Here is a 22,019-nt window from a genome sequence, read left to right as displayed (position 1 = left end):
GGCCTGCGTGTCGGTAAGGACGAATCGGCCTTCGATACGTTCATCGGCTATGCCGGCAACGTCATCCAGGATACGCTGGTTCCCTATGGCGGCTTCGACACCAACGTCGTCCAGTACTATTTCGATGCCGGCAACGGCTTCTCGGCCGTGGTCTCGCTCGAAGAAGGTTACGGCGACTACTCGATCGACAGCTATGTTCCGCATGTCGTCGGCGGTCTGAAGTGGACGCAGGGCTGGGGTGCGGTCTCAGGCGTCATCGCCTACGACAGCAACTACGAAGAAGTGGCCGGCAAGGTTCGTTTGGACGTGACTGTCAACGATGCAATTTCGCTGTTCATCATGGGCGGCTACGGCACCGATGACAACTACCAGGACTTCTTTGCCGACACTGGCGGCCGCGGCTTCTACAAGCAGTGGGCTGGCAACTGGGCGGTCTGGGGCGGCGGCACCTACAAGTTCAACGAGAAGACCTCGTTCAACCTCCAGGCCTCATATGACGAGGGCAAGAACCTCGGCATCGCGGCGAATGTGGCTTATGACGTTGTCCCCGGCTTCACGGTCACGGCCGAAGTCGATTACCTTAATGCAGGCAAATTCGACGACGCCGACTTCTCCGACTGGACCAACGCCAACAAGAAGAGCAGCGTCGGCGGTCTCCTCCGCTTCCAGCGGTCGTTCTAATAGATATCGCTTCGGCGAATCTAATAGATATCGCTTCGGCGAAATCGAAACCCGGCGGGCAACCGCCGGGTTTTCTCGTCCAGGGATTGCTACGGCGAGTCCGATGCCGGATTCTCATGGCGGAAGGCTGAAAGCAGGGCTGATTGCTCTTGAGCGATCCCTACCCCCTGCCCTTGGCGCCGCCCCTCACTGTTCTGCCGGACATCTCTCCCCGTATAGTGACGGGGACAGAGGGGCTGGCCGCGATGGCGGCGTTCTTCTTCCAACGCTGACAAATCGGCGAAATCGTCGAATGAGAGTATCCCTCTGCCCGTCACACCCGGGGGAGAGGATGCCGGCAGGCAGGTGAAGGGCAGCGCCAAGGGGCGACGTTGTGAACAATGGCTATGCGCAGTAGAATTAGGTCAGGTGTCGGCAAGATCACCCAGCGACTCTATCAGCGGCTGAATTTCCTTTTCATAATTCTTCCAGCGCTTGACGGACGATTTGTAGATCGGTTGACGAACCTGCCAGCGGCTGGGCGTGTTGACCGAACCATCCCTATCGAAAAAGCGCAGGCAGGCGTCGTCCCAAGGCAGCCCAAGATAATCTATCAGGCGGCGTGACTGCGCTTCCTGGTCATCAACCAGTGTTTCGTAGCGATTCTCGAAGACAAGGCCAGGAAAGACCTCGTTCCAATGCCGCATCAGGCGGTCATATTCGCGATAGTACAGACCTAGTGTTTTCAGGTCCGTATTGTAGCTGTGCCCCTCGCTGAAGTTCTGGACAAAGCAAGAGACGCAATTGTCGATGGCGTCACGGCGGCAATGAATGATGCGCGCGTTGGGAAAGAGAAGGCCGATAAGGCCGATCATTTCAAAATTGTGCGGCATCTTGTCCACTACGCGAAGCGCGGCAGGCGCCCGCTCGCTCAGATAGGACAGATGCTCATCGGCCAGGGTTCTGGACAGGTCTTTCGTGATCGACATGACCGGCTGTTTCAAATTTCCAGCCGATGAGGTCTTGAGGCCGATCGCATTCGCGACCCGCCTTAGTTTGCTAAGCTCGCCCGCTCCATGGACATCGGGATGGCTGGCGCAGATCTGTTCGGTAAGCGTCGTCCCCGAGCGGGGCATGCCAACCACGAACACAGGCACTTCGGAAGGATTTCCATAGCCGGCCCTGGCAGCCAGAAAGTCCGGCGTGAAGGTTTCAATCAGCGAGTCGATCCAGCGACGATACAGGTCGATATCGTACTTGTGGCCGGAGGCTTGTTTCGCCTTGTTGAAATGGTCAAATGCCTCACCATACCGCTTGAGGTCGTTCAGCACCTTGCCGGCGGCGTGATGGAGATGCTCCGCGCCTTCCGAATCAAGCTTGGGATTGCCGAGCTCACGAAGGATGGATTGGAGTTCCTCGGGCTCACCGGTGAACTTTCGCGTCTGGACAAGGTCATTGTAAGCGGCAGGCACTCCAATGCGACGTTCGATCGCTTCTTTCAGATAGACGGCGGCTTCATCCATGCGCCCCAGGCCGCTGAGCGCGCTGGCCATCCCGGCCCGTACCTTGGGATGATCGCGGTTGATCTTCAGTGCCCTCTCGAAAAGCGGCAAAGCCATGTCGGGTTTGTCAAACTGGGTGTAAACGCGCCCCAATGCACAGAGTGCTTCGACAAGGTCGGGCTGCAGTTCCAGGGCATGCTGCATATGTTTGATTGCCGGCGAATATTCGCTGACCTTCACATAGGCCTCACCCAGGCTGAGGTGGTAGTAGGGATTTTTAGGGTCCTCGCCGACCGCCCTTGCGAAATATCGCAAGGCCTTCTCATCATCGTAACTCAGATATACGGTCCCCAGGATGTACAAAGCGAGCGGATGGTTTGGCGTACGCGCCAGAACCCGAAGGCACAGGTCCTGAGCCTCGTCAAGCCGCTTGGCCTGCTGATGGGTATAGGCCTGTTTCAGCAGCGCGTCGTCAGCCCGCGCACGCGATAGAGCGTTTTCTTTCTGCGGATTCACTATCGGCATCGGCTTCAGCATCGGCCCCTTCGCTTTCGGCGCGGGTCCGGACTTGATGTGCTTTGACCAAGCAGGTGGGAGTCGATTGTTCATGCCATCTCGCTAGCAAAAAGAGCCGCAGGAATCCAGCATGCCGGTTGCAGGCAAGGCGGGAGCTTGCGCGGCCAACGGTGCCGCGCTAGCAAGAAGGCCCTTTTCGAACGAGCCCCTTTTCAAACGAGCATTGCCATGCGTCAGCGCCCTTCCCTCACGCCGCTCATCGCCGCGCTTCCCTCGACTGTGCCGTTTGTCGGCCCGGAGGCGCAGGAGCGCGACCGCGGCCGGCCGTTCCGCGCCCGCATCGGCGCCAATGAGAGCAGCTTTGGCCCTTCGCCCCGCGTCATCGCCCGCATGGAGGCGGTCGCCCGCAACATGTGGATGTATTGCGATCCCGACAATTTCGATTTGAAGGTGGCTGTCGCCGCCCATCTTGGCCTGTCGGCCGACAATGTCGTCATCGGCGAAGGCATAGACGGGCTGCTCAGCCTGGTGGCGCGCATGTATGTGGCGCCAGGCGACGCGGTGGCGACCTCGCTCGGCGCCTATCCGACCTTCAACTTCCATATTGCCGGCGTCGGCGGCCGGCTGGTTGCGGTCCCTTACGAGAACGACCGGGAAAATCTGGACGGCCTGCTGGCGGCGATCGCCAAGGACAAGGCGCCGCTGGTCTACCTGTCCAACCCCGACAATCCGATGGGGAGCTGGTGGGAGGCGGACGAGCTCATCGGCTTCATCGAAGCGCTGCCTGAGACTACCATGCTGGTGCTCGACGAGGCCTATGGCGAGTTGGGGCCGGCCTCGGCGCTGCCGCCGATCGATGTTTCCCGGCCAAACGTCATCCGCATGCGCACCTTCTCGAAGGCTTACGGGCTGGCCGGCATACGCTGTGGCTATGCGCTGGCCGAGGCCCAGGTGATCCGCGATTTCGAGAAGATCCGCAACCATTACGGCGTCAGCCGCATGGCGCAGATCGCCGGGGTCGAAGCTCTGGCCGATCAGGCCTATCTGGAGAGCGTGGTGACGCGGGTCGCCTCCGGGCGCCGGCGCATCGCCGGGATTGCCGAGGCGAACGGGCTGAAACCGCTGCCCTCGGCAACCAATTTCGTCGCCATCGACTGCTGCAGCGACGGCGCCTTCGCGCTGAAAGTGCTGCAGGCGCTGTTGTCGCGCGACGTGTTCATCCGCAAGCCGATGGCGCCACGTCTCGACCGCTGCATAAGGGTCAGTGTCGGCCTCGACCATGAGCTCGACATTTTTGCCGAAGAGCTGCCGGGCGCGCTCGCGGCAGCGCGGGGGAATTAGAGCGGTGTGCCTTCGTCCGAGACGGTACGACACGTAGAGCGTCGTGGTCGTGCAGAACTTTGATGCTGGCGGGACAGCGCCCCCCTCTGTCCTGCCGGACATCTCCCCCACTTGGGGGGAGATCGGACGTCGCTGCCGATTTCGCCAATCGCCAGCGTGGCGAGAAGAATGCCGACGGCGAAGCTGCCAATCTCCCTCCTTGTGGGGGAGATGTCCGGCAGGACAGAGGGGGGCGCGAAGGATCGCTACAGAACGGCCTTACTCTGCGCCGCCGCGTTCTTCGGCAACTGCTTTGCCTTGTGATGATGAAGGGAGAAACTCCCCGCCCAGCAGGCGCATGACCTGTTTCAAGGCGTGCGAAAGTTCGGCGGCTTCGTCGCCGACAAGACCGGCGGTCAAACGGCCGAGATCACGATCGGCTGCCGCCTGAAGTCTGGCCAGCGCTGCATCTCCCCGGGTGCTCAGGGCGAGGACGCGCCGGCGCCCGTCGTTCGGGTCGACGCGCATTTCGGTCAGCCCGGCCGCGGCGAATTTTCTGAGGATCCGCGCGAGATAGGCGGGGGCGAGCTTAAGTTCAGCGGCCATCGCGGACGCCACCGGTTCGATGTCGAGATGGAACGCCCGCGCAAGGAAGCCAGTTTCGCCACTGGGATCGGCGGCAATGGTGCCGGATCGATTGCCAAGTTCGAACAGCACCCGCGCTTCGGTCAGCGTATAGGCGCTCTGCATCAAGGTCTCATCGAGCAATCCGACCAGACTGGTGTAAAACCTGTTGAAGCAGCGGATCTCGGCGACCAGAGCATTCCGTTCGTTGGGCATGCAGGCCTCCTGTCACAGGAAATTTTGTGCCACTGCACCACCATCGCCATTTTATTTGACCAAGTCAACTATTTATAGGACCTGAGCATCTCTCTGACGGAACGCCCTCTTGAATTAATTGAACGTTTGTTTTATTATTACCTCTCGATGAGGCGATCATGGCGCGCACGACCGGTTCTGATGGGGAAAAGACCGAGGCGGCTGTCCGCGAGGCGGCAGCCGGCCTGATCGCGCGCTACGGCTATGAAGCCATGTCGATGCGCCGGCTCGCAGCCGAGGTCGGCGTCCAGGCAGCAGCGCTCTATCGCTATTTTCCGACCAAGGAAGACCTGCTGTTCACGCTGATGCGCGAGCACATGGAAGGGCTGATCGCGGCGTGGGAGATGGCCCGCCCCACTACTGCCGGCCCAAAGGCGCGGCTCGCCGCCTATGTGCAAAACCACATTGCATTCCATATCGAGCGCCGTCATTCCACCCATGTCTCGAACATGGAATTGCGCAGCCTCTCGCACGACCGGCTGACGCGGATCCTGCGTATGCGCACCGCCTATGAGAAAGAACTGCGTGCCATTTTGCGCGACGGCACAGAGGCCGGCGTCTTCAGCATCGAAGACACCGGGCTGACCGCCATGGCGCTGATCCAGATGATGACCGGCGTCATCGTCTGGTTCCGGCCGGGCGAGCGGCTGTCGGTCGCCGAAGTCACGGCGACATATCTGTCAATGACAATGCGCCTGGTTGGCGCGAAAATCGATAGCGCGGCAGCGGCCTATAGCGTCGAGCGCCCCTTCGGACGCGCGGAGAACGCCGCAGGAGTTTGATTTTGCGCATGATCCCCTCCCGAAATCGGGGGCATGCGCTGGGAGGAAGGCCATGTACACGCACACGCTCAACTTCGGGCTTGACGAAGACATCGAGGCGCTGCGCGATCTGGTGCGGCGCTTCGCGCAGGACAGAATCGCGCCGATCGCGGCCGATATCGACCGCTCGAACGAATTCCCGTCGCATCTGTGGGCCGAGATGGGAGCGCTCGGCCTGCTCGGCATCACCGCCGATCCCGATTTCGGCGGCAGCGGGATGGGCTATCTCGCCCATGTCGTGGCGGTGGAGGAGATTTCCCGCGCCTCGGCCTCGGTCGGCCTCTCCTACGGCGCCCATTCCAACCTTTGCGTCAATCAGATCAACCGCTGGGCGACGCCGGCGCAGAAGGAGAAATACCTGCCTGCGCTGTGCTCGGGCGAAAAGGTAGGCGCGCTGGCGATGTCGGAATCGGGTGCCGGCTCGGACGTTGTATCGCTACGGCTGCGCGCCGAAAAGCGCAACGACCGCTATGTGCTCAACGGCACCAAGATGTGGATCACCAATGGGCCGGACGCCGAGACGTTGGTCGTCTATGCCAAGACCGATCCGGAGCGCCATTCGCGCGGCATCACCGCCTTTATCGTCGAGAAGGCGTTTGCCGGCTTTTCGGTGGCGCAGAAGCTCGACAAGCTCGGCATGCGCGGCTCCAACACCGGCGAGCTGGTGTTCGAGAATGTCGAGGTGCCGTTCGACAATGTGCTGCATGAGGAAGGACGCGGCGTCGAAGTGCTGATGTCGGGGCTCGACTATGAGCGCACGGTGCTCGCCGGCGGCCCGGTCGGACTGATGGCGGCGTGCCTCGATGTGGCGATCCCTTACGTGCACGAGCGCAAGCAGTTCGGCCAGCCGATCGGCGAGTTCCAGCTGGTGCAAGGCAAGCTGGCCGACATGTATACGGTGATGAACGCCGCCCGCGCCTATGTCTATGCCGTCGCCGCCGCTTGTGACCGCGGCCAGACGACGCGCAAGGACGCCGCCGGCTGCGTGCTGTTTGCCGCCGAAAAGGCGACACAGATGGCGCTCGATGCCATCCAGTTGCTTGGTGGCAATGGCTATATCAACGACTATCCGACCGGCCGGCTTTTGCGCGACGCCAAGCTCTACGAGATCGGCGCCGGCACCAGCGAAATCCGCCGCTGGCTGATCGGACGCGAGATCATGGCGGAGGGATTGTGATGGAACTATCTTGAAATTTGTCATGAATGGCAAATCGTGCCATATTTCTGCGATATGTCACATTTCTGAAACGGGGCAAGCCGTGGTGAGCAGAACGGGAAAGGCTGGATTAGACGAAAATCCGCAAACACAATTCGAGGCTGGAGTTCGGAAAACGCCACTCCGGGTTCCACCGAAACGCGAGCGTGTCAAACTCGGCGATGGTGGACGCTTCGTCATCCCCGCCGCGATGCGCGAGGAGATGGGCGTGAAACCCGGTGAAGATATGATCCTTCATGTCGAGAACGGCGAGCTGCGGGTAAGGTCGTGGCTTCAGAACCTGAGGCGCGTCCAGGCGGAATTGTCGGCGTTGAAGAAGCCCGACGAAAGTGTCGTTGACGAATTTCTCAAGGAGCGACGCGAGGAACAGCTTCGAAGCGACAAGCGCCTGGACCGACTTCACACCGAAGGGATGACGGCGGGGAAGCGAGCGAAATGAAATCCTACGTCATGGACAGTTCGGCAGCGCTTGCGATCCTGCTTAATGAGAGAGGCACCGACATTGCCTTGGGATTCGCGCCGGATGCGCAATGCAGCTCGGTAAATGCGGCCGAAATCATCGCCAAGCTGATCGACAGGGGACGCAGCATGGAAGAGGCCGCGGACGACCTCGCCAGCCTCGGCATGCCGGTCGCCGCTTTCGACGAAGCGATGGGCATCGCCGCCGGGCAGCTTCGTGAACTGACGCGGCATCGCGGCTTGTCGCTGGGCGACCGGGCCTGCCTCGCGCTGGCAATTCGCGAAAATGCCATTGCCGTAACCGCTGACCGTGACTGGGGCGACCTGGATGTCGGCTGCAAGATCGAACTGATCCGGTAACGCCATGCCCGCCCTCATCTCGCAGATCTCCCCCACCTCCGACACCTTCCGCGCCAATGCGGAGCGCATGCGGGCGCTGGTCGCCGACATTGCGGAAAAGGCAGCAAGCGTCGAGCGCGGCGGCTCCGACGAAGCGCGTGAGCGGCATGTTTCGCGCGGCAAGCTATTGCCGCGCGAGCGCCTGGCGCAATTGCTCGACACCGGCTCGCCCTTTCTCGAGATCGGCCAATTCGCGGCGTGGTCGATGTATGGCGAGGAGATTTCCTCGGCCGGCCTTATCGCCGGCATCGGTCGCGTCGAAGGCACCGAGGTCATGGTCGTCGTCAATGACGCCACGGTGAAGGGCGGCACCTACTATCCGCTGACGGTGAAGAAGCATCTGCGCGCGCAAGAGATCGCGCTGCAGAACAATTTGCCTTGCGTCTATCTGGTTGACAGCGGCGGCGCCAATCTGCCCAACCAGGACGAGGTGTTTCCCGATCGTGAGCATTTCGGCCGCATCTTCTACAATCAGGCCAACATGTCGGCTGCAGGCATTCCGCAGATCGCCTGCGTCATGGGTTCGTGCACGGCGGGCGGCGCCTATGTGCCGGCAATGTCTGACGAGACGATCATGGTGCGCAACCAGGCGACCATCTTCCTCGGCGGCCCGCCGCTGGTAAAGGCGGCCACCGGCGAAGATGTCAGCGCCGAGGAGCTTGGCGGCGCCGACGTGCACACAAGGCTTTCCGGCGTCGCCGACCACTATGCGTTGGATGACGAGCATGCGCTGGCCATTTGCCGGCGCATCATCAGGAACCTCAATCGAAACAAGACGGTAAGCCTGAAGCTGCAGAAATCGATTCCGCCGCTTCACGATCCGCATGAGCTCTACGGCATCGTGCCGACGGATCTGCGCCAGCCCTATGACGTGCGCGAGGTGATTGCGCGTGTCGTCGACGGGTCCGAATTCGACGAGTTCAAGCAGAATTACGGCACCACGCTGGTCACCGGCTTTGCCCATCTGCATGGCATGCCGGTCGGCATCATCGCCAACAATGGCGTGCTGTTCTCCGAAAGCGCGCTGAAGGGCGCGCATTTCATCGAATTGTGCTGCCAGCGCGGGATTCCGCTGGTCTTCCTGCAGAACATCACCGGCTTCATGGTGGGGCGCAAATACGAGGCCGGCGGCATCGCCAAGGATGGCGCCAAGCTGGTGATGGCGGTCGCCACGGCGCGCGTGCCGAAGGTGACCATGATCATCGGTGGCTCCTTCGGCGCCGGCAATTACGGCATGTGCGGACGCGCCTATTCGCCGCGCTTCCTATGGATGTGGCCGAACGCCCGCATTTCGGTGATGGGCGGTGAACAGGCGGCCACCGTGCTTGCCGTCGTCAAGCGCGAGGGCATCGAGCGCAAGGGCGGCGAATGGAGCGTGGAGGAAGAGGCAAAATTCAAAAAGCCGATCCTGATGAAATACGAGCATGAGGGCCACCCGCTCTATTCGTCAGCTCGCCTCTGGGATGACGGCATCATCGACCCGGCCAGGACGCGCGAGGTGCTGGCGCTCAGCCTCTCGGCGGCGCTCAATGCCGACATCGAAGAGACAAAGTTCGGCGTGTTCAGGATGTGAGATGGGTGAGACCGGCGACAGGATCCGCATTCACACCGGCGACATCACGCGCCTGGCAGTTGACGCCATCGTCAATGCCGCCAACTCGTCGCTGCTCGGCGGCGGGGGTGTCGACGGCGCCATTCACCGGGCCGCCGGGCCCGAACTTGAGTTCGAATGCCGGATGCTGAATGGCTGCAAGACCGGCGATGCCAAGATGACCAAGGGCTATCGCCTGCCGGCACGCCACATCATCCACACCGTTGGGCCGGTCTGGCAAGGCGGCGGCAAAGGTGAGGCCGAGTTGCTCGCGTCCTGCTATCGTCGTTCGCTCGAACTTGCCGCCGGCAAGAATTGCCGGACGGTGGCGTTTCCGGCGATCTCCACCGGCATCTACCGTTTCCCGAAGGATGAGGCGACCGAGATCGCCGTCGGCGCCGTAAGCGCCTTCCTGCAACAGAATCCCGTACCGGATAGCGTTATCTTCTGCTGCTTCGATGAGTCGACGGCCGAACTATACCGGCAGGCCACTGCTGCCCTGGCGGAGCGTGATCGGCACCCATGAGAAATCCCATCCACAACCATTTTCAATCATGGAACTGGCCACACACAAGAATCGCAGCTATTGCTCTTCGCAAATACCAATGGGGATTGGGCGAAGATGAGACTGCGACTTTTTCAGAGAACAACCTCATCGATACTTGCAGGGTTACTTATATTAGCTGCGCCCGGTATCGGCGCTGCGGAATCTCTCGCCGGAAACAAGGGCGACATCCGTTTCTACCCGACTTTGCCCGGAAGCCCGAAGGATCCGTGCACCAGGGCGTACAACGCCTATGTGGCGGCGAGCGGCCACTCAGCCTATGCAACAACCTTCTATTCGCGCGTCGTCGACCTCTACATCATTTGCGGCGCGCGGATGAACGCACCGTCGCAAAAGGCGGCGGAAGATCTGGCGCTGCAGAACTGTCAGTCTGGCTTGAGAAAGTGGAAGGTCAAGATCGCCAGCGGCGGCTGTCAGATCGCGCTTTCCAAATAGGCGGCCGCCTGCCTGCCTGGCGCCGCCCGCGACAAAACCGGGAGGCCGCATGTTCGGCAAGATATTGATCGCCAATCGCGGCGAGATCGCTTGCCGCGTCATCCGCACCGCGCGCAAGCTGGGTGTGCGCACGGTCGCCGTCTATTCCGACGCCGATGCCCAGGCCCTGCATGTCGAGATGGCCGACGAGGCGGTGCATATCGGCGCCTCGCCCGTCGGCGAAAGCTATCTGCGCGGCGACAAGATCATCGCGGCAGCGAAAACAACAGGCGCCGAAGCCATCCATCCCGGCTACGGTTTTCTGTCGGAAAACCCTGACTTCGTCGACCAGGTGGTGGCGGCAGGCCTCGTTTTCATCGGGCCGTCAGCGGCCTCGATCCGCGCCATGGGGCTGAAGGACGCCGCCAAACGGCTGATGGAGAAGGCCGGCGTGCCTGTCGTGCCGGGCTACCATGGCGAAGCGCAGGAGATCGTGCTGCTTGCCTCGAAGGCGCGCGAGATCGGCTATCCCGTGCTGATCAAGGCGCGCGCCGGCGGCGGCGGCAAGGGGATGCGGCGGGTGGAACATCCCGACGATTTTTCCGAAGCGCTGTCGGGCGCGCGGCGCGAAGCGAAGGCCGCCTTCGGCGACGACCGCGTGCTGGTCGAGAAATATGTCGACAAGCCGCGCCACATTGAAGTGCAAGTATTCGGTGATATCTTTGGCAACGCCGTGCATCTCTTCGAGCGCGACTGCTCGGCGCAGCGTCGCCACCAGAAGGTGATCGAGGAAGCGCCCGCGCCCGGCATGACGCCGGCGCTGCGCAAGGCGATGACGGAGGCAGCGGTCAAGGCTGCCAAGGCGATCCACTATTGCGGCGCCGGCACCATCGAGTTCATCGTAGACGCCTCGCAAGGGCTGAAGGCGGACCGCTTCTGGTTCATGGAAATGAACACCCGCCTGCAGGTCGAGCATCCCGTCACCGAAATGGTCACCGGCATCGACCTGGTCGAGTGGCAGCTCAAGGTGGCGTCCGGCGAAAAGCTGCCGAAGACACAAAGCGAGATCCAGCTCTCCGGCCACGCCTTCGAGGCGCGCCTCTATGCCGAAGACCCGGCAAAGGGTTTCTTGCCGGCGACGGGCACGCTGCATCATCTTAGATTTCCCGATGCCGCTCCGGAAGGCGCCAGCATGCGCGTCGAGACTGGCGTGCGGGCCGGCGATGCCATCTCGCCCTTCTACGATCCGATGATCGCCAAGCTGGTCGTCCACGGCAAGGACAGGCAGGCGGCGCGCGACGCGCTGGGGACGGCGCTTTCGCAAACCGAGATCGCCGGCTCGACCGTCAACACCGCCTTTCTGGCGGCCCTTGCCGCGGACGCGGATTTTGCCGCCGGCGATGTCGATACCGGCCTGATTGACCGGCATCAGCAGGCACTGACCTCGGTCCCGCCGCCGAGCGGCGAGACTATTGCCGCGGCAGCCCTTGCGGCGTCTGGCTCAGCCGCTCAAGTGCCGTCCGATGACCCGTGGTCGGCGCTTGCCGGCTATGCGCATTTCCACACGGTCGCGCGGCGCACGCGGCTGCGCTATGGCGAGGATGATATTCTCGCGCGTGTCTCGGTGCGGCCGGACGGGCGGTTCCAGGTGGCGCTGGACCCACCTTATGACGGCGCCAATTCGTATGACCTGTCCGCGTCCCCTCGCCTCGCCCTCTGGCCTGGGCACGTCACGGTCTTTTCTGGCGCCGTCGGCTACAGCTTCGCCGTGCCGGACCCGCTGGCAAGGGCCGAGGAAGCCGCCGCCGCTTCCGGCAGCCTGCGCGCGCCGATGCCCGGCCTGGTCAAGTTGGTGCGTGCGGCAAAGGGCGATGCCGTCATCAAAGGCCAGCCGCTGCTGATCCTGGAAGCAATGAAGATGGAGCACATGATTTCCGCGCCCCATGACGGCGTGATCGCCGAGATCGCCGCAGAAGGGGCGCAGGTCACCGACGGGACCGTGCTGGTGCGCTTTGCCGAAGTGCCGGACCCCTGAGCGACGCTCATGCCACGCCGGGCTGGCGAATGAGAAGGTGACGCCGCCGCGACCGGCCGTGACGCGGCGGTGTAGGCTGCTGCTACTGGGTGTGGCCTGCCATGTCGGCAGGAAGCATCAGGTGCTGATATTTGGTGCCCGGAAACATCACGTAGGGATGTTTTGGATCAGCGTCCAACTTGTTCGGATAGTTGGCTGCCATCTCATGCGCCGCCTTCCCGACGATCATGACATGCGGACCCGTGTGAACCCAATGAGACTTGTCGGTCGCATAAGGATCATGGTTGCTGGTGCCTAGGTCTCCGGCGAGCATATAGACGAAACCGGTCTTGTCAGGCGGCTCCGCCTTGGTCGAAATCGCCTTGAACCACTCCAGCCCGGCAGCATCGGCGCACCACGGCTCGCCGTTGGTATCAACAGCGCAAGTCCATCCGTTCGTTCCGGTCTTGATGGGCGTCAGCGCGAAGCCGTCACCTATCCGAATGATAGTGGCATCCTTGCCGATATCCGCTGGGGCAGCGGACATCGCTTTTGCGGTGAACTCGAGATCTCCCTTGGGAACCTCCGCCGTGAGTTCAGCGGCGACACTGGAGGCTGAGAACGCCAACACTACCGATGCGAGGTAAAAGAATATTTTCATGGCAACACTCCTGATGTGTGCGGCCGGTCGGATAGATTAACGCCGAAGCCCTGCTTGGCCAAGATATTTGGATAGTCCCCTCGAATTCGACTGGACCACACAGCCAGAGGCTTTCGATTTACAGGGATTGGCCATTCGCTCTACCCGCGTCCATGCCGCGCCGCCGCCGCCAAGAAGAGGTATTCGAAGTCCGTCGAAATAGTTTAAAAAATGCAATGTTCTCAATAGAAAATGGCCAGGACAGCCTGGCCATCTGTCATCTTACACGATCATGATCGGTTCCGATTTTCGGGATAAAGGTCAGCCACATGAAAGCCGTTACGGCTGTATCGGTGCGTATTTACCGTCGTGCCACTGGTTGATGTCGTAGCTGGCGTTCTTGAGGTCGCCCTTCTCGTCGAAGGTAACCGAACCGACCACGGTGCTGATCGGCTGGCCGTTCTTCAGCGCCTCGGCGACCTTGGCAGGGTCATCGCTGCCGGCGCGCTTGATGCCCTCGGCGAAGGCCTGGATCACGGCGTAGGAGAACAAGGTGAAGCCCTCCGGCACGAAGCCGCCGGCCTTGATCTTTTCGATGGCTTCCTTGGCCTCCGGCTTTGCCTGCGGATCCGACGGGAAGACGAACATGGTGCCTTCGCCGGCCGGGCCGGCAACCTGCCAGAATTCCGGCGAGGCGATCGAGTCAGGCATGATCAGCTGGAACTTGAGGTTCTGTTCCGCCGATTGGCGCAGGATGAGGCCGGCCTCGGGGTGATAGCCGCCGAAATAGACCACATCCGCCTTCAGATCCTTCAGCTTGGTGACGAGGGCGGCATAGTCCTTCTCGCCGGCGTTGATGCCTTCATACATGACTTCCTTGAGGCCGCCGGCGTTCATCGTTGCCTTGACGGCATCGGCCACGCCCTGCCCGTAAGCGCTCTTGTCATGCAGGATGACGACGTTCTTGCCAGCATACTTCTTGGCAATCCACGGGCCGATGAAGGCGCCCTGCGCATCGTCGCGCGTATAGAGGCGCATGATCGTCGGCCAGCCGGCTGTCGCGGCCGCGTCGGTCAGCACCGGGTTGGACGAAGCCGGGCTCATCATCAGCGCGCCAGCCTCGGCATAGACCGCGGAGGCCGGGATGCTCGAACCGGAACAGGCATGGCCATCGATGAACTTGACGCCGTCGGCGATGATGCGGTTGGCGACCGAGACCGCCTGCTTCGGATCGCACTGGTCGTCCTCGATGTCGAGCTTGATCTGGCGGCCATCGATGCCGCCGGCAGCGTTGATCGCGTCGGCGGCGGCTTGCGCGCCTTGCTTGAACTGGTCGCCGATCGTGGCCAACTGACCGGTCATCGGTCCGACCACCGAAAAGGTGATGTCGTCGGCGAAGGCAGCCGGCGCGCTCATCATCAGGCCGAATACGGCCGCGCTCAAAATATTCAATTTTTTCATGGTGAACTCCTCCCACGCTCGCGCAGCCGTTCCGGCCGCGCTTCTTTCAGAAGCCGGGACAATTTCATCCTTCATTGGGCCTGTCTAGGCGCATTGACGCCGCTCGATTGGGCCTGCAACGTTCTGTTTGACCATGATCTTTTCCAAAAACCGGTTTCCACTCTTTGGGATCATGGTCTGAAACGCAAAAAGCCACGCCAGCCTTGTTCCGGCTGGTCGTGGCTTTTCTTGCTCGTCGAGCAGTCCCCAAGCGTCCCCGCGCCTGACAGACCTGCTCACCATCCCCATTGTCGCGCACGACTGGACCTTGCCGGCCTGCCGCGTTCTTGTTCTCTCATAGTCGACCGTCTTGCGCGGCCTTGTTGTTCCACCGGTTCCGGCCGTCTGTGCGGCCTTGATCCCGGAGCTTCCCTGTCTTCGATATCTCTGCCTGTGATCGGCGATCTCAGTGCATTGTCATCCATTCGCGGGCTTCGCGCAGCGCCCTGGCGATCTCGACCTTCGACATCGCCGCCGACAATTCCGAGCGCAGTTCCGCGGCGCGGACGGAGCCCTTGATCGCGGCAATGTTGAACCATTTGTGGGCGGCGACGACGTCGGTCTCGCAATCGCGGCCGGTCGCATACATCATGCCCAGTTCGAAAAGAATGTCGGCCTGGGCAGTTGCCCCCATGGCGCCGAAGCCGGCTTCAAGCATTTCAAAACGTGCCATTTCAATCCCCTGTTCTGGCCCCTGTCAGGCTCCCGAGAGCTGCCTCTTTCTGTCCCCGGTGTCCGTTGGGGGCGGCTGCTCTTTCGATGCTTTCGAGAATGAAGCGGAGCCTTGAATCCGTCGTTAAATGGCGTGCTTAATTTGAGGAAAACAAAGCTAAAACAAGAGGTAAACATGGAAATTCGTTAAGGATACAAACCCAGCAATCGCGCGGATTCCAGGCAAATTTGACGAAAATTTGCGAGGTGCGGATCAACACTCCGCTAACCACGGGAGACAAAGCCGGCAGGCCGATCGTTTCATTTCTTCGCTGGCGGAGCGTTTTGGGCATTGAGAAAATCCCGAAGTCTTCCGCTGCGGCACCGCTTTTGTTTTACCGGGAGCTGGATTAGCTTACGTTTGCGTAAGAGGCAGACTGGCGGGGCGATACACCCGGCAGGTGCGCAAGGGAGGACAGATATGTTTCGAAAAGCAAGCTTGGCCCTCGCGGCCACATTGGTCATGGCCGGCGCCGCTTGGGCCGATCCGATCGAGGGCAACTGGAAAACGCAGTCCGGCGCGACCGCGGCCATCTCTGGTGGTGGTGGGGCATTCTCCATCACGCTGAAGTCAGGCAAATTTGCCGGCAAGAACATCGGTTCGCTGAGGGCGTCCGGCGCCAACAAATATGCGGGCAGCATAACCGACCCGGAAACCGACAAGACCTATGCCGGCAAAGGCTCGCTTTCCGGCACCTCGCTCAAGATGAGCGGCTGCGTGCTCGGCGGGCTGATCTGCAAGAGCCAGACCTGGCACAAGCTCTGATCGTTCGTATTCGGAGGATATGACGACGGGGCCTTCGCAGGCCCCGTTTTCGTTTCATCGGCGACCTGCGTTTGCATCGCCTTGCGCATCGGAACTCGAACCGATGCGTGTCACACGTCAACCAGTTTGAACCGCAGATGAACGCCGGCATCAGAGCCGGTTCAGTCAGGCTCGGGCATTTTCATGCGTGTTGAAGGAGACACCACGCAAATGCTCGCTCGCCGCTTCACCATCGTCTGCCTGCTGCTGAGCCTGTTCGGCATGTTGTTTGCCATTCTCGTCGCCGAAGCCGGTCGCCCGGCCCGCTCCTGGGACCATGCCAATTCCTGCCGGTTCGGTTGTGTGAACCATTTTCGTCCCTGAACCGACAAAGACCTCGAGAGAGAAAAGCAAAAGCCATGAACCGCATCGTCGCCAACGCCCTCAAAACCCTCCGGCTCCTGCCGCGGGCGGCGCTTATCCTGACGGTGCTTTCGGCGCCGGTTCTGGCTGTGCCGACAATGCGTGCCGATGCCGGCTCGACGATCGAAGCGCCGGCAATGAAGAAGAACGGCGTCGGCTTTGTTCTGCTGGTCAGCCTGCGGCGCGGTTAGAACGGATTGTTGTCGAAACCATTCGAAAGAAAAAACCACGCTTTGGCCGCGTTCCGGCCAGCACACCCCCTCCCAACCGCATGGCCAAGCCTCTATATTGGGTCATGGAAAAGCGAATCTATCCCCAAGCCATCGAATCGGTCGTCATGCCGGAACCTTTCGACCGGAAGAGTTTCGACGACGCCAAAAAGGCGGTTGCCGCCCTGCAGGTGCTTTACGCCCGCAACACCAAATTCCTGCGCGATTCATTCACGGCACTTGCCGCGGGCGGCGACAGCAACAAGCGATACCGGGCCTTTTATCCAGAGATTGGCGTCACCACGAGTTCGTTCACCCAGATCGACTCGCGCCAGGCCTATGGCCACATGCCGACGCCGGGGCATTTCTCGACGACCATCACCCAGCCCGCGCTTTTCGAAAGCTATCTCACCGAACAGCTTCGCCTGATCATGCGCAATCACGGTGTTCCGGTCACCGTTTCGGAATCGACGACGCCCATTCCGCTGCATTTCGCCTTCCTCGAAGGCACCCATGTCGACGGCGCGGCGGCCGAGCGCATCAGGCGGCCGATCCGCGACCTGTTCGACGTGCCGGACCTCGACGGCACGGACGACCAGATCGCCAACGGCACGTTCGAAGTGGCGTTCGGCGAAGCCAGGCCGCTGGCGCCGTTCACGGCGCAACGCATCGACTATTCGCTGCATCGGATGGCGCACTACACGGCGACCAGTCCGCAGCATTTCCAGAATTTCGTGCTGTTCACCAACTACCAGTTCTATATCGACGAATTCGTCGCCCGTGCCCGCGAACTGATGGCGAATGGCGGCGGCGGATATGTCGAGTTCGTTGAGCCGGGCAATGTCGTCACCAAGGTCGGGCAAAGCATGCCCGGCGATGGTGCCGCGCCGCCGCGCCTGCCGCAGATGCCGGCCTATCATTTGAAGAAGCCGAACCATGGCGGCATCACCATGGTCAATATCGGCGTCGGTCCCTCGAACGCCAAGACCATCACTGACCATATCGCCGTGCTCAGGCCGCATGCCTGGCTGATGCTTGGCCATTGCGCCGGCCTGCGCAACACCCAAGCGCTGGGCGACTATGTGCTGGCGCATGCCTATGTCAGGGAAGACCATGTCCTCGATGACGATCTGCCGGTGTGGGTGCCGATCCCGCCGCTGGCCGAAATCCAGGTGGCGCTACAGGAGGCGGTCGCCGAGGTCACCGGGCTTTCCGGCTACGATCTCAAGCGCATCATGCGCACCGGCACCGTCGCCACCATCGACAACCGCAATTGGGAGCTGCGCGACCAGCGTGGGCCGGTGCAGCGGCTGTCGCAGTCGCGGGCAATCGCGCTCGATATGGAATCGGCGACGATCGCGGCCAATGGCTTCCGCTTCCGGGTGCCTTACGGCACGCTGCTTTGTGTCTCCGACAAGCCCCTGCATGGCGAATTGAAGCTGCCCGGCATGGCGACCGAATTCTACAAGCGGCAAGTGGCGCAGCATCTGACCATCGGCATCAGGGCGATGGAAAAGCTGGCGGAGATGCCGATGGAACGGCTGCATTCGCGCAAGCTCAGAAGCTTTTCGGAGACGGCATTCCAATAGGCGATGGACATTTCGTCATCTTGATTGGGCCGCATTTCTGCCGATAAGCAAAGCAGATGGCACGCGGTCGAAACATGATGATTTCGGTGACCTTCCTGGCAATGTTCGCCCTCTCGGCGGCGTTGGTCGTTGGGTTTTTCGGAACGCTGCATCCGGCCTTCGATTCCTTCGCGCATTTCCGCGTCCATCTTGCCGTGCTGATGGCGCTGTGCGCGTTACCATTGCTTGCCACTTCGTTTCGCCTGCAGGCGGCCGCAGCGCTGGTCTTTGCCGTGGCTGCCTACGCCACCACCACATCATTGCCCTTGCCGCGCCTGTGGCCGGTTCAGGCAGCCTACGACGCCAAGCCGGGCGACCAGGCGGTCTATCCAGGAGATCAGGCTGTCTACCGCCTGCTGCAGATGAATTTGCGCTTCGACAATCCGACGCCGAAGAAAGTACTGTCGCTGATCGGCCGGACCAATCCCGACGTAATCACTCTCGACGAGGTGTCGGAGATGTGGACGACCGAGCTTGGCTATATCACCAGCGCCTATCCATACCGGATCCTGTGCCCCTACCCCAATGGCGTGTTCGGGGTGGCGCTGCTCTCCAGACGGCCGTTTGCCGCCGGCACCAAACCCTTTTGCGAGCCGCGCGGCGCCATGGCCATCGCCACTGTCAATTTCGGCGGCATCGGCGTCGATGTCGCCGCCATTCATCTCAGCTGGCCATGGCCGCGTGAGCAATCATGGCAGATCGGCGAATTATCCGGGCCGCTGGCCTCGCTTGGCGAGACGGCGATCATGGCTGGCGACTGCAACGCCGCACCTTGGAGTGCCGCCGTCAGGCGCGTCGCTTCCCTCGGCAAGCTGACCGTGATGCCATCGGCCGGGCCTAGCTGGATCTATCGGAAGCTGCCGGATTTCCTGCGGCGCTACACAGGGCTGCCGATCGACCAGGTGTTCAGCAAGGGCGCCGTGCTGATCCATTCGGCGTCGAGGCTGGAAGACAACGGCTCGGACCATCTTCCTGTCATGGTGGAATTCTCGCTCAGGTCCAACGACAAGCAACCTGAGATCGAGCCCAAGACGGCACTAGCAGCCGCTAATCAGCCAGCCAGGCCGCGTGGCTGATCGCGTTCAGGCAATTTGACGTGAATACAGTTGGCATTGCTTGCGCAATTTCGGCAGCTGCAGCCCCGCGAAATGAGCCGTCACTCAAGCTGAGCTGCTATCCGCCTGGTTTTTTTCGCATCAGAGCATCAACAAGATGCTCGACATGGCCGCCATCGCGATGTTCGCGCTCGTCGAAGGCATTCTGTTTCGCCTCGTATTCGGCATAGATGGCTCTGATCCGGCGTCTCGCCTCGTGGTGTGTCCTGGTGCAGAACCAGTTGTCGGCGAATTCCAGACCGGTGATCGACTTCTCGGTAACCCGCATCATCGTCGCGGCGATGCGGCCATGTGTATGCTCATGGGCACGCACGCCGGCGAAAAACCGCTTCCAGCGCTTCTGCAGCGCCGGTGTGGCCGCCGAAGCCATGCGCGGGAAAGTATACGTCAGATCGAGCGTTCCATCGGCCTGCCGTACCCGGCAGACGCCACCGTCCCTGCTGACGTCAAGATCCCAATCAACGGTATAGGCCGTCAATGCGATGGCGTGCGTCGTCAAGCCATGCTTCGGCCCCTTGCGGTCCATGGCCACGACCAGGCCCGCGCCCGTGGTCCCTGCTATGTCGTAGGTGCGTGTCTTGACCAGCATCTTGGTGCCAGCCGATGCAACTGGCGCAGAGCCGCACAAGGCGCCGATCGCCGCAAGGCACGTCAGAACCGCCAGGCGCATGGTCATTTCTCCGCATAGGGAGATCAGGGAAGCACAGGCACCGCCCCGCTTCAACTTTTTTAGACGAAGCCCGGCGCTGCTACATGCCCTGATACTCCGGGCCTTCGCCGGCTTTTTGTTTTGAGCATGATCTGTTCCGAACCGGGATCATGCTCGGGCGGCGGTCGAGACGGCCCGGTCTTCGCGGTTCACATGCCCTGATACACCGGGCCTTCGCCGGCTTTTCTCTGAGCATGATCTGCTCCGAACCAATGGTTCGGGATCATGCTCGGGCGGCGGTCGAGACGGCCCGGTCTGCGCGGTTCACATGCCTTGATACACCGGGCCTTCGCCGCCTTGCGGCGGCACCCAGTTGATGTTCTGGTTGGGGTCCTTGATGTCGCAGGTCTTGCAGTGGACGCAGTTCTGCGCGTTGATGACGAAGCGCACATCCTTGGCCGCGGGGTCGGCGGCAGCGTTGCCGTCCTTGTCGACCCATTCGTAGACCCCTGCCGGGCAGTAGCGTGTCGAAGGCCCGGCAAAGACGTCATGTTCGGAGCGCTTTTGCAGATTCATGTCGGCGACCAGCAGATGGACGGGCTCGTTTTCCTCGTGGTTGGTGTTCGACAGGAACACCGAGGACAGGCGGTCGAAGGTCAGCACGCCGTCGGGCTTGGGATAGGCGATCTTCTCGTGCTTGGCGGCTGGTTCCAGCGTCGCATAGTCGGCCTTGCCATGCTTCAGCGTGCCGAAAGGCGAGAAGCCGAACAGCGTGTTCAGCCACATGTCGAGACCGCCGATGCCGACGCCGACGATGGTGCCGAAGCGCGACCAAAGCGGCTTGACGTTGCGTACCTTCTTCAAATCCTTGCCAATGTCGGTCGCCCGCCAGGCAGCCTCGTAGGAGGCCAGCTCGTCATTGGCGCGGCCGGCGGCAATCGCGTCACTGACATGCTCGGCCGCCAGCATTCCGGAGAGCACGGCATTGTGCGAGCCCTTGATGCGCGGCACGTTGACGAAGCCGGCGGCACAGCCGATCAGCGCACCGCCAGGGAAAGACAGTTTCGGCACCGACTGCCAGCCGCCCTCGGTGATGGCGCGGGCGCCGTAGCCCAGCCGCTTGGCGCCAGCGAAGGTGCCCGCGATGGCCGGATGGGTCTTGAAGCGCTGGAATTCCTCGAACGGCGACAGATAGGGATTCTTGTAGTTGAGGTGGATGACGAAACCGACCGCCACCTGGTTGTCCTCCAGATGATAGAGGAAGGAGCCGCCCCCGGTCTTCATGTCGAGCGGCCAGCCGAAGGAATGCTGCACCAGGCCAGGCTTGTGGTTCTCCGGCTTGACCTGCCACAGTTCCTTGAGGCCGATGCCGAACTTGGCCGGCTCGCGGCCCTCGGACAGCTTGTATTTGGCGATCAATTGCTTGGCCAGCGAGCCGCGCGCGCCCTCGCCGATCAGCACATACTTGCCCATCAGTGCCATGCCCGGGGCGAAGCCGGGACCGTGCGTACCATCCTTCTCGACGCCCATGTCGCCGGTGACGACGCCGGTGACCGCGCCCTCATCATTGTAGAGCAGGCCGGTGGCGGCAAAGCCCGGATAGATCTCGACACCCAGTGCCTCGGCCTTGGTCGCCAGCCACCGGCAGACATTGCCGAGGGAGACGATGTAGTTGCCGTGATTGTTCATCAGCGGCGGCATCAGGATGTTGGGCAAGCGGAATGAACCGGCAGGCCCAAGGACCAGAAAATGATCCGCAGTCACCGGCGTCTTGAAGGGGTGACCTTCTTCATCGCGCCAGCCCGGCAACAGGCGATCGATGCCGATCGGATCGACGACGGCGCCGGACAGGATGTGGGCGCCGACTTCGCCACCCTTTTCCAGGACGACTACGGAAAGCTCTGGATTGACCTGCTTGAGCCGGATCGCCGCGGCGAGGCCGGCCGGACCGGCGCCGACGATGACCACGTCGAATTCCATGCTTTCGCGTTCGATCTCGCTCATCAACCCCTCACTGCCCAGAGTGCCGCGCGCCCATTGGAC

The 22,019-nt window shown here is 61.7% G+C and carries 22 protein-coding genes; 15 read left to right on the top strand and 7 right to left on the bottom strand.

What is annotated here, in order from left to right:
* Positions 1–681: porin (locus tag OHD62_RS30360; RefSeq protein ID WP_263790681.1), on the top strand; the 681-nt coding region annotated here is incomplete at its 5' end.
* 404 nt (positions 682–1,085) lie between these two features.
* On the opposite strand, the gene OHD62_RS30355 is transcribed toward OHD62_RS30360, so the two are convergent.
* The gene (locus OHD62_RS30355; protein WP_263790679.1) at positions 1,086–2,771 is read right to left on the bottom strand and encodes a tetratricopeptide repeat-containing sulfotransferase family protein; all 1,686 of its coding nucleotides are present in this window, start codon (positions 2,769–2,771) and stop codon (positions 1,086–1,088) included.
* Positions 2,772–2,906: 135 nt separating this feature from the next.
* Between OHD62_RS30355 and OHD62_RS30350 the strand changes: the two genes are divergently transcribed.
* Positions 2,907–4,019: a pyridoxal phosphate-dependent aminotransferase gene (locus OHD62_RS30350; RefSeq protein WP_263790677.1), complete on the top strand. Its 1,113-nt coding sequence runs from the start codon at positions 2,907–2,909 to the stop codon at positions 4,017–4,019.
* A 258-nt stretch (positions 4,020–4,277) separates the two neighbouring features.
* On the opposite strand, the gene OHD62_RS30345 is transcribed toward OHD62_RS30350, so the two are convergent.
* Positions 4,278–4,748, bottom strand: a complete 471-nt coding sequence (locus tag OHD62_RS30345; RefSeq protein WP_263790675.1) for a MarR family winged helix-turn-helix transcriptional regulator — start codon at positions 4,746–4,748, stop codon at positions 4,278–4,280.
* A gap of 248 nt (positions 4,749–4,996) precedes the next feature.
* Here OHD62_RS30345 and OHD62_RS30340 point away from each other — a divergent pair, with 248 nt between their 5' ends.
* From OHD62_RS30340 to OHD62_RS30305, 8 genes are all read left to right on the top strand, one after another.
* The gene (locus OHD62_RS30340) at positions 4,997–5,659 is read left to right on the top strand and encodes a TetR/AcrR family transcriptional regulator (RefSeq protein ID WP_263790674.1); all 663 of its coding nucleotides are present in this window, start codon (positions 4,997–4,999) and stop codon (positions 5,657–5,659) included.
* A 52-nt stretch (positions 5,660–5,711) separates the two neighbouring features.
* Positions 5,712–6,875, top strand: coding sequence for an isovaleryl-CoA dehydrogenase (locus OHD62_RS30335; protein WP_263790672.1), 1,164 nt, complete (start codon positions 5,712–5,714; stop codon positions 6,873–6,875).
* A 10-nt stretch (positions 6,876–6,885) separates the two neighbouring features.
* Complete coding sequence (locus tag OHD62_RS30330) at positions 6,886–7,353, top strand: AbrB/MazE/SpoVT family DNA-binding domain-containing protein (protein ID WP_263790670.1); 468 nt, start codon at positions 6,886–6,888, stop codon at positions 7,351–7,353.
* On the top strand, positions 7,350–7,733 hold the full coding sequence (locus tag OHD62_RS30325) for a type II toxin-antitoxin system VapC family toxin (protein ID WP_263790668.1): 384 nt from the start codon (positions 7,350–7,352) through the stop codon (positions 7,731–7,733). Before OHD62_RS30330 ends, OHD62_RS30325 begins: the two co-directional genes overlap by 4 nt.
* 4 nt (positions 7,734–7,737) lie before the next feature.
* Positions 7,738–9,345: a carboxyl transferase domain-containing protein gene (locus OHD62_RS30320; protein WP_263790666.1), complete on the top strand. Its 1,608-nt coding sequence runs from the start codon at positions 7,738–7,740 to the stop codon at positions 9,343–9,345.
* Position 9,346: 1 nt separating this feature from the next.
* Positions 9,347–9,889, top strand: a complete 543-nt coding sequence (locus tag OHD62_RS30315) for an O-acetyl-ADP-ribose deacetylase (RefSeq protein ID WP_263790665.1) — start codon at positions 9,347–9,349, stop codon at positions 9,887–9,889.
* 96 nt (positions 9,890–9,985) lie between these two features.
* Positions 9,986–10,363, top strand: a complete 378-nt coding sequence (locus OHD62_RS30310; RefSeq protein ID WP_263790720.1) for a hypothetical protein — start codon at positions 9,986–9,988, stop codon at positions 10,361–10,363.
* Positions 10,364–10,412: 49 nt separating this feature from the next.
* Positions 10,413–12,377, top strand: a complete 1,965-nt coding sequence (locus OHD62_RS30305) for an acetyl/propionyl/methylcrotonyl-CoA carboxylase subunit alpha (RefSeq protein WP_263790663.1) — start codon at positions 10,413–10,415, stop codon at positions 12,375–12,377.
* An 82-nt stretch (positions 12,378–12,459) separates the two neighbouring features.
* Here OHD62_RS30305 and OHD62_RS30300 read toward each other — a convergent pair whose 3' ends face one another.
* From OHD62_RS30300 to OHD62_RS30290, 3 genes are all read right to left on the bottom strand, one after another.
* The gene (locus tag OHD62_RS30300; RefSeq protein WP_263790660.1) at positions 12,460–13,017 is read right to left on the bottom strand and encodes a hypothetical protein; all 558 of its coding nucleotides are present in this window, start codon (positions 13,015–13,017) and stop codon (positions 12,460–12,462) included.
* 318 nt (positions 13,018–13,335) lie between these two features.
* Entirely contained in the window at positions 13,336–14,457 is a 1,122-nt protein-coding gene (locus OHD62_RS30295) for an ABC transporter substrate-binding protein (RefSeq protein ID WP_263790658.1), read from the bottom strand.
* Between the two features lie 445 nt (positions 14,458–14,902).
* A complete protein-coding gene (locus OHD62_RS30290; protein ID WP_006331108.1) occupies positions 14,903–15,169 on the bottom strand; it encodes a sel1 repeat family protein in 267 nt (88 codons plus the stop codon).
* A 459-nt stretch (positions 15,170–15,628) separates the two neighbouring features.
* Between OHD62_RS30290 and OHD62_RS30285 the strand changes: the two genes are divergently transcribed.
* From OHD62_RS30285 to OHD62_RS30265, 5 genes are all read left to right on the top strand, one after another.
* Positions 15,629–15,973 (top strand): DUF2147 domain-containing protein, encoded by a 345-nt coding sequence (locus OHD62_RS30285; RefSeq protein WP_263790654.1) that lies wholly within the window; start codon positions 15,629–15,631, stop codon positions 15,971–15,973.
* A gap of 183 nt (positions 15,974–16,156) precedes the next feature.
* Positions 16,157–16,336, top strand: a complete 180-nt coding sequence (locus OHD62_RS30280; protein ID WP_263790722.1) for a hypothetical protein — start codon at positions 16,157–16,159, stop codon at positions 16,334–16,336.
* A gap of 35 nt (positions 16,337–16,371) precedes the next feature.
* Positions 16,372–16,566, top strand: coding sequence for a hypothetical protein (locus tag OHD62_RS30275; protein ID WP_008874855.1), 195 nt, complete (start codon positions 16,372–16,374; stop codon positions 16,564–16,566).
* Between the two features lie 146 nt (positions 16,567–16,712).
* Complete coding sequence (locus tag OHD62_RS30270; protein ID WP_412177435.1) at positions 16,713–18,173, top strand: AMP nucleosidase; 1,461 nt, start codon at positions 16,713–16,715, stop codon at positions 18,171–18,173.
* 56 nt (positions 18,174–18,229) lie between these two features.
* Positions 18,230–19,288 carry an endonuclease/exonuclease/phosphatase family protein gene (locus OHD62_RS30265; protein WP_263790650.1) on the top strand — a complete coding sequence of 353 codons (1,059 nt, stop codon included), beginning with the start codon at positions 18,230–18,232 and terminating at the stop codon, positions 19,286–19,288.
* Between the two features lie 97 nt (positions 19,289–19,385).
* On the opposite strand, the gene OHD62_RS30260 is transcribed toward OHD62_RS30265, so the two are convergent.
* Both OHD62_RS30260 and OHD62_RS30255 read right to left on the bottom strand, forming a co-directional pair.
* Complete coding sequence (locus OHD62_RS30260) at positions 19,386–19,997, bottom strand: DUF922 domain-containing protein (protein WP_263790648.1); 612 nt, start codon at positions 19,995–19,997, stop codon at positions 19,386–19,388.
* Positions 19,998–20,300: 303 nt separating this feature from the next.
* Entirely contained in the window at positions 20,301–21,980 is a 1,680-nt protein-coding gene (locus tag OHD62_RS30255) for an electron transfer flavoprotein-ubiquinone oxidoreductase (RefSeq protein ID WP_263790646.1), read from the bottom strand.
* Between the last annotated feature and the right edge of the window lie 39 nt (positions 21,981–22,019).

The sequence above is a fragment of the Mesorhizobium sp. YC-39 genome, from assembly GCF_025753795.1.
In the GTDB taxonomy this organism is placed as follows: Bacteria; Pseudomonadota; Alphaproteobacteria; order Rhizobiales; family Rhizobiaceae; genus Mesorhizobium.
Note: the sequence above shows the minus strand (reverse complement) of the source record. Positions and strands in the feature narration are given on the sequence as shown.

What these genes read in the sequence shown, in the direction of transcription:
- OHD62_RS30355 (WP_263790679.1), bottom strand. Translation starts at nt 2,771, where the DNA reads ATGAACAATCGACTCCCACCTGCTTGGTCAAAGCACATCAAGTCCGGA.
- OHD62_RS30350 (WP_263790677.1), top strand. Translation starts at nt 2,907, where the DNA reads ATGCGTCAGCGCCCTTCCCTCACGCCGCTCATCGCCGCGCTTCCCTCG.
- OHD62_RS30345 (WP_263790675.1), bottom strand. Translation starts at nt 4,748, where the DNA reads ATGCAGAGCGCCTATACGCTGACCGAAGCGCGGGTGCTGTTCGAACTT.
- OHD62_RS30340 (WP_263790674.1), top strand. Translation starts at nt 4,997, where the DNA reads ATGGCGCGCACGACCGGTTCTGATGGGGAAAAGACCGAGGCGGCTGTC.
- OHD62_RS30335 (WP_263790672.1), top strand. Translation starts at nt 5,712, where the DNA reads ATGTACACGCACACGCTCAACTTCGGGCTTGACGAAGACATCGAGGCG.
- OHD62_RS30325 (WP_263790668.1), top strand. Translation starts at nt 7,350, where the DNA reads ATGAAATCCTACGTCATGGACAGTTCGGCAGCGCTTGCGATCCTGCTT.
- OHD62_RS30320 (WP_263790666.1), top strand. Translation starts at nt 7,738, where the DNA reads ATGCCCGCCCTCATCTCGCAGATCTCCCCCACCTCCGACACCTTCCGC.
- OHD62_RS30315 (WP_263790665.1), top strand. Translation starts at nt 9,347, where the DNA reads ATGGGTGAGACCGGCGACAGGATCCGCATTCACACCGGCGACATCACG.
- OHD62_RS30310 (WP_263790720.1), top strand. Translation starts at nt 9,986, where the DNA reads ATGAGACTGCGACTTTTTCAGAGAACAACCTCATCGATACTTGCAGGG.
- OHD62_RS30305 (WP_263790663.1), top strand. Translation starts at nt 10,413, where the DNA reads ATGTTCGGCAAGATATTGATCGCCAATCGCGGCGAGATCGCTTGCCGC.
- OHD62_RS30300 (WP_263790660.1), bottom strand. Translation starts at nt 13,017, where the DNA reads ATGAAAATATTCTTTTACCTCGCATCGGTAGTGTTGGCGTTCTCAGCC.
- OHD62_RS30295 (WP_263790658.1), bottom strand. Translation starts at nt 14,457, where the DNA reads ATGAAAAAATTGAATATTTTGAGCGCGGCCGTATTCGGCCTGATGATG.
- OHD62_RS30290 (WP_006331108.1), bottom strand. Translation starts at nt 15,169, where the DNA reads ATGGCACGTTTTGAAATGCTTGAAGCCGGCTTCGGCGCCATGGGGGCA.
- OHD62_RS30285 (WP_263790654.1), top strand. Translation starts at nt 15,629, where the DNA reads ATGTTTCGAAAAGCAAGCTTGGCCCTCGCGGCCACATTGGTCATGGCC.
- OHD62_RS30280 (WP_263790722.1), top strand. Translation starts at nt 16,157, where the DNA reads ATGCGTGTTGAAGGAGACACCACGCAAATGCTCGCTCGCCGCTTCACC.
- OHD62_RS30275 (WP_008874855.1), top strand. Translation starts at nt 16,372, where the DNA reads ATGAACCGCATCGTCGCCAACGCCCTCAAAACCCTCCGGCTCCTGCCG.
- OHD62_RS30270 (WP_412177435.1), top strand. Translation starts at nt 16,713, where the DNA reads ATGCCGGAACCTTTCGACCGGAAGAGTTTCGACGACGCCAAAAAGGCG.
- OHD62_RS30265 (WP_263790650.1), top strand. Translation starts at nt 18,230, where the DNA reads ATGGCACGCGGTCGAAACATGATGATTTCGGTGACCTTCCTGGCAATG.
- OHD62_RS30260 (WP_263790648.1), bottom strand. Translation starts at nt 19,997, where the DNA reads ATGCGCCTGGCGGTTCTGACGTGCCTTGCGGCGATCGGCGCCTTGTGC.
- OHD62_RS30255 (WP_263790646.1), bottom strand. Translation starts at nt 21,980, where the DNA reads ATGAGCGAGATCGAACGCGAAAGCATGGAATTCGACGTGGTCATCGTC.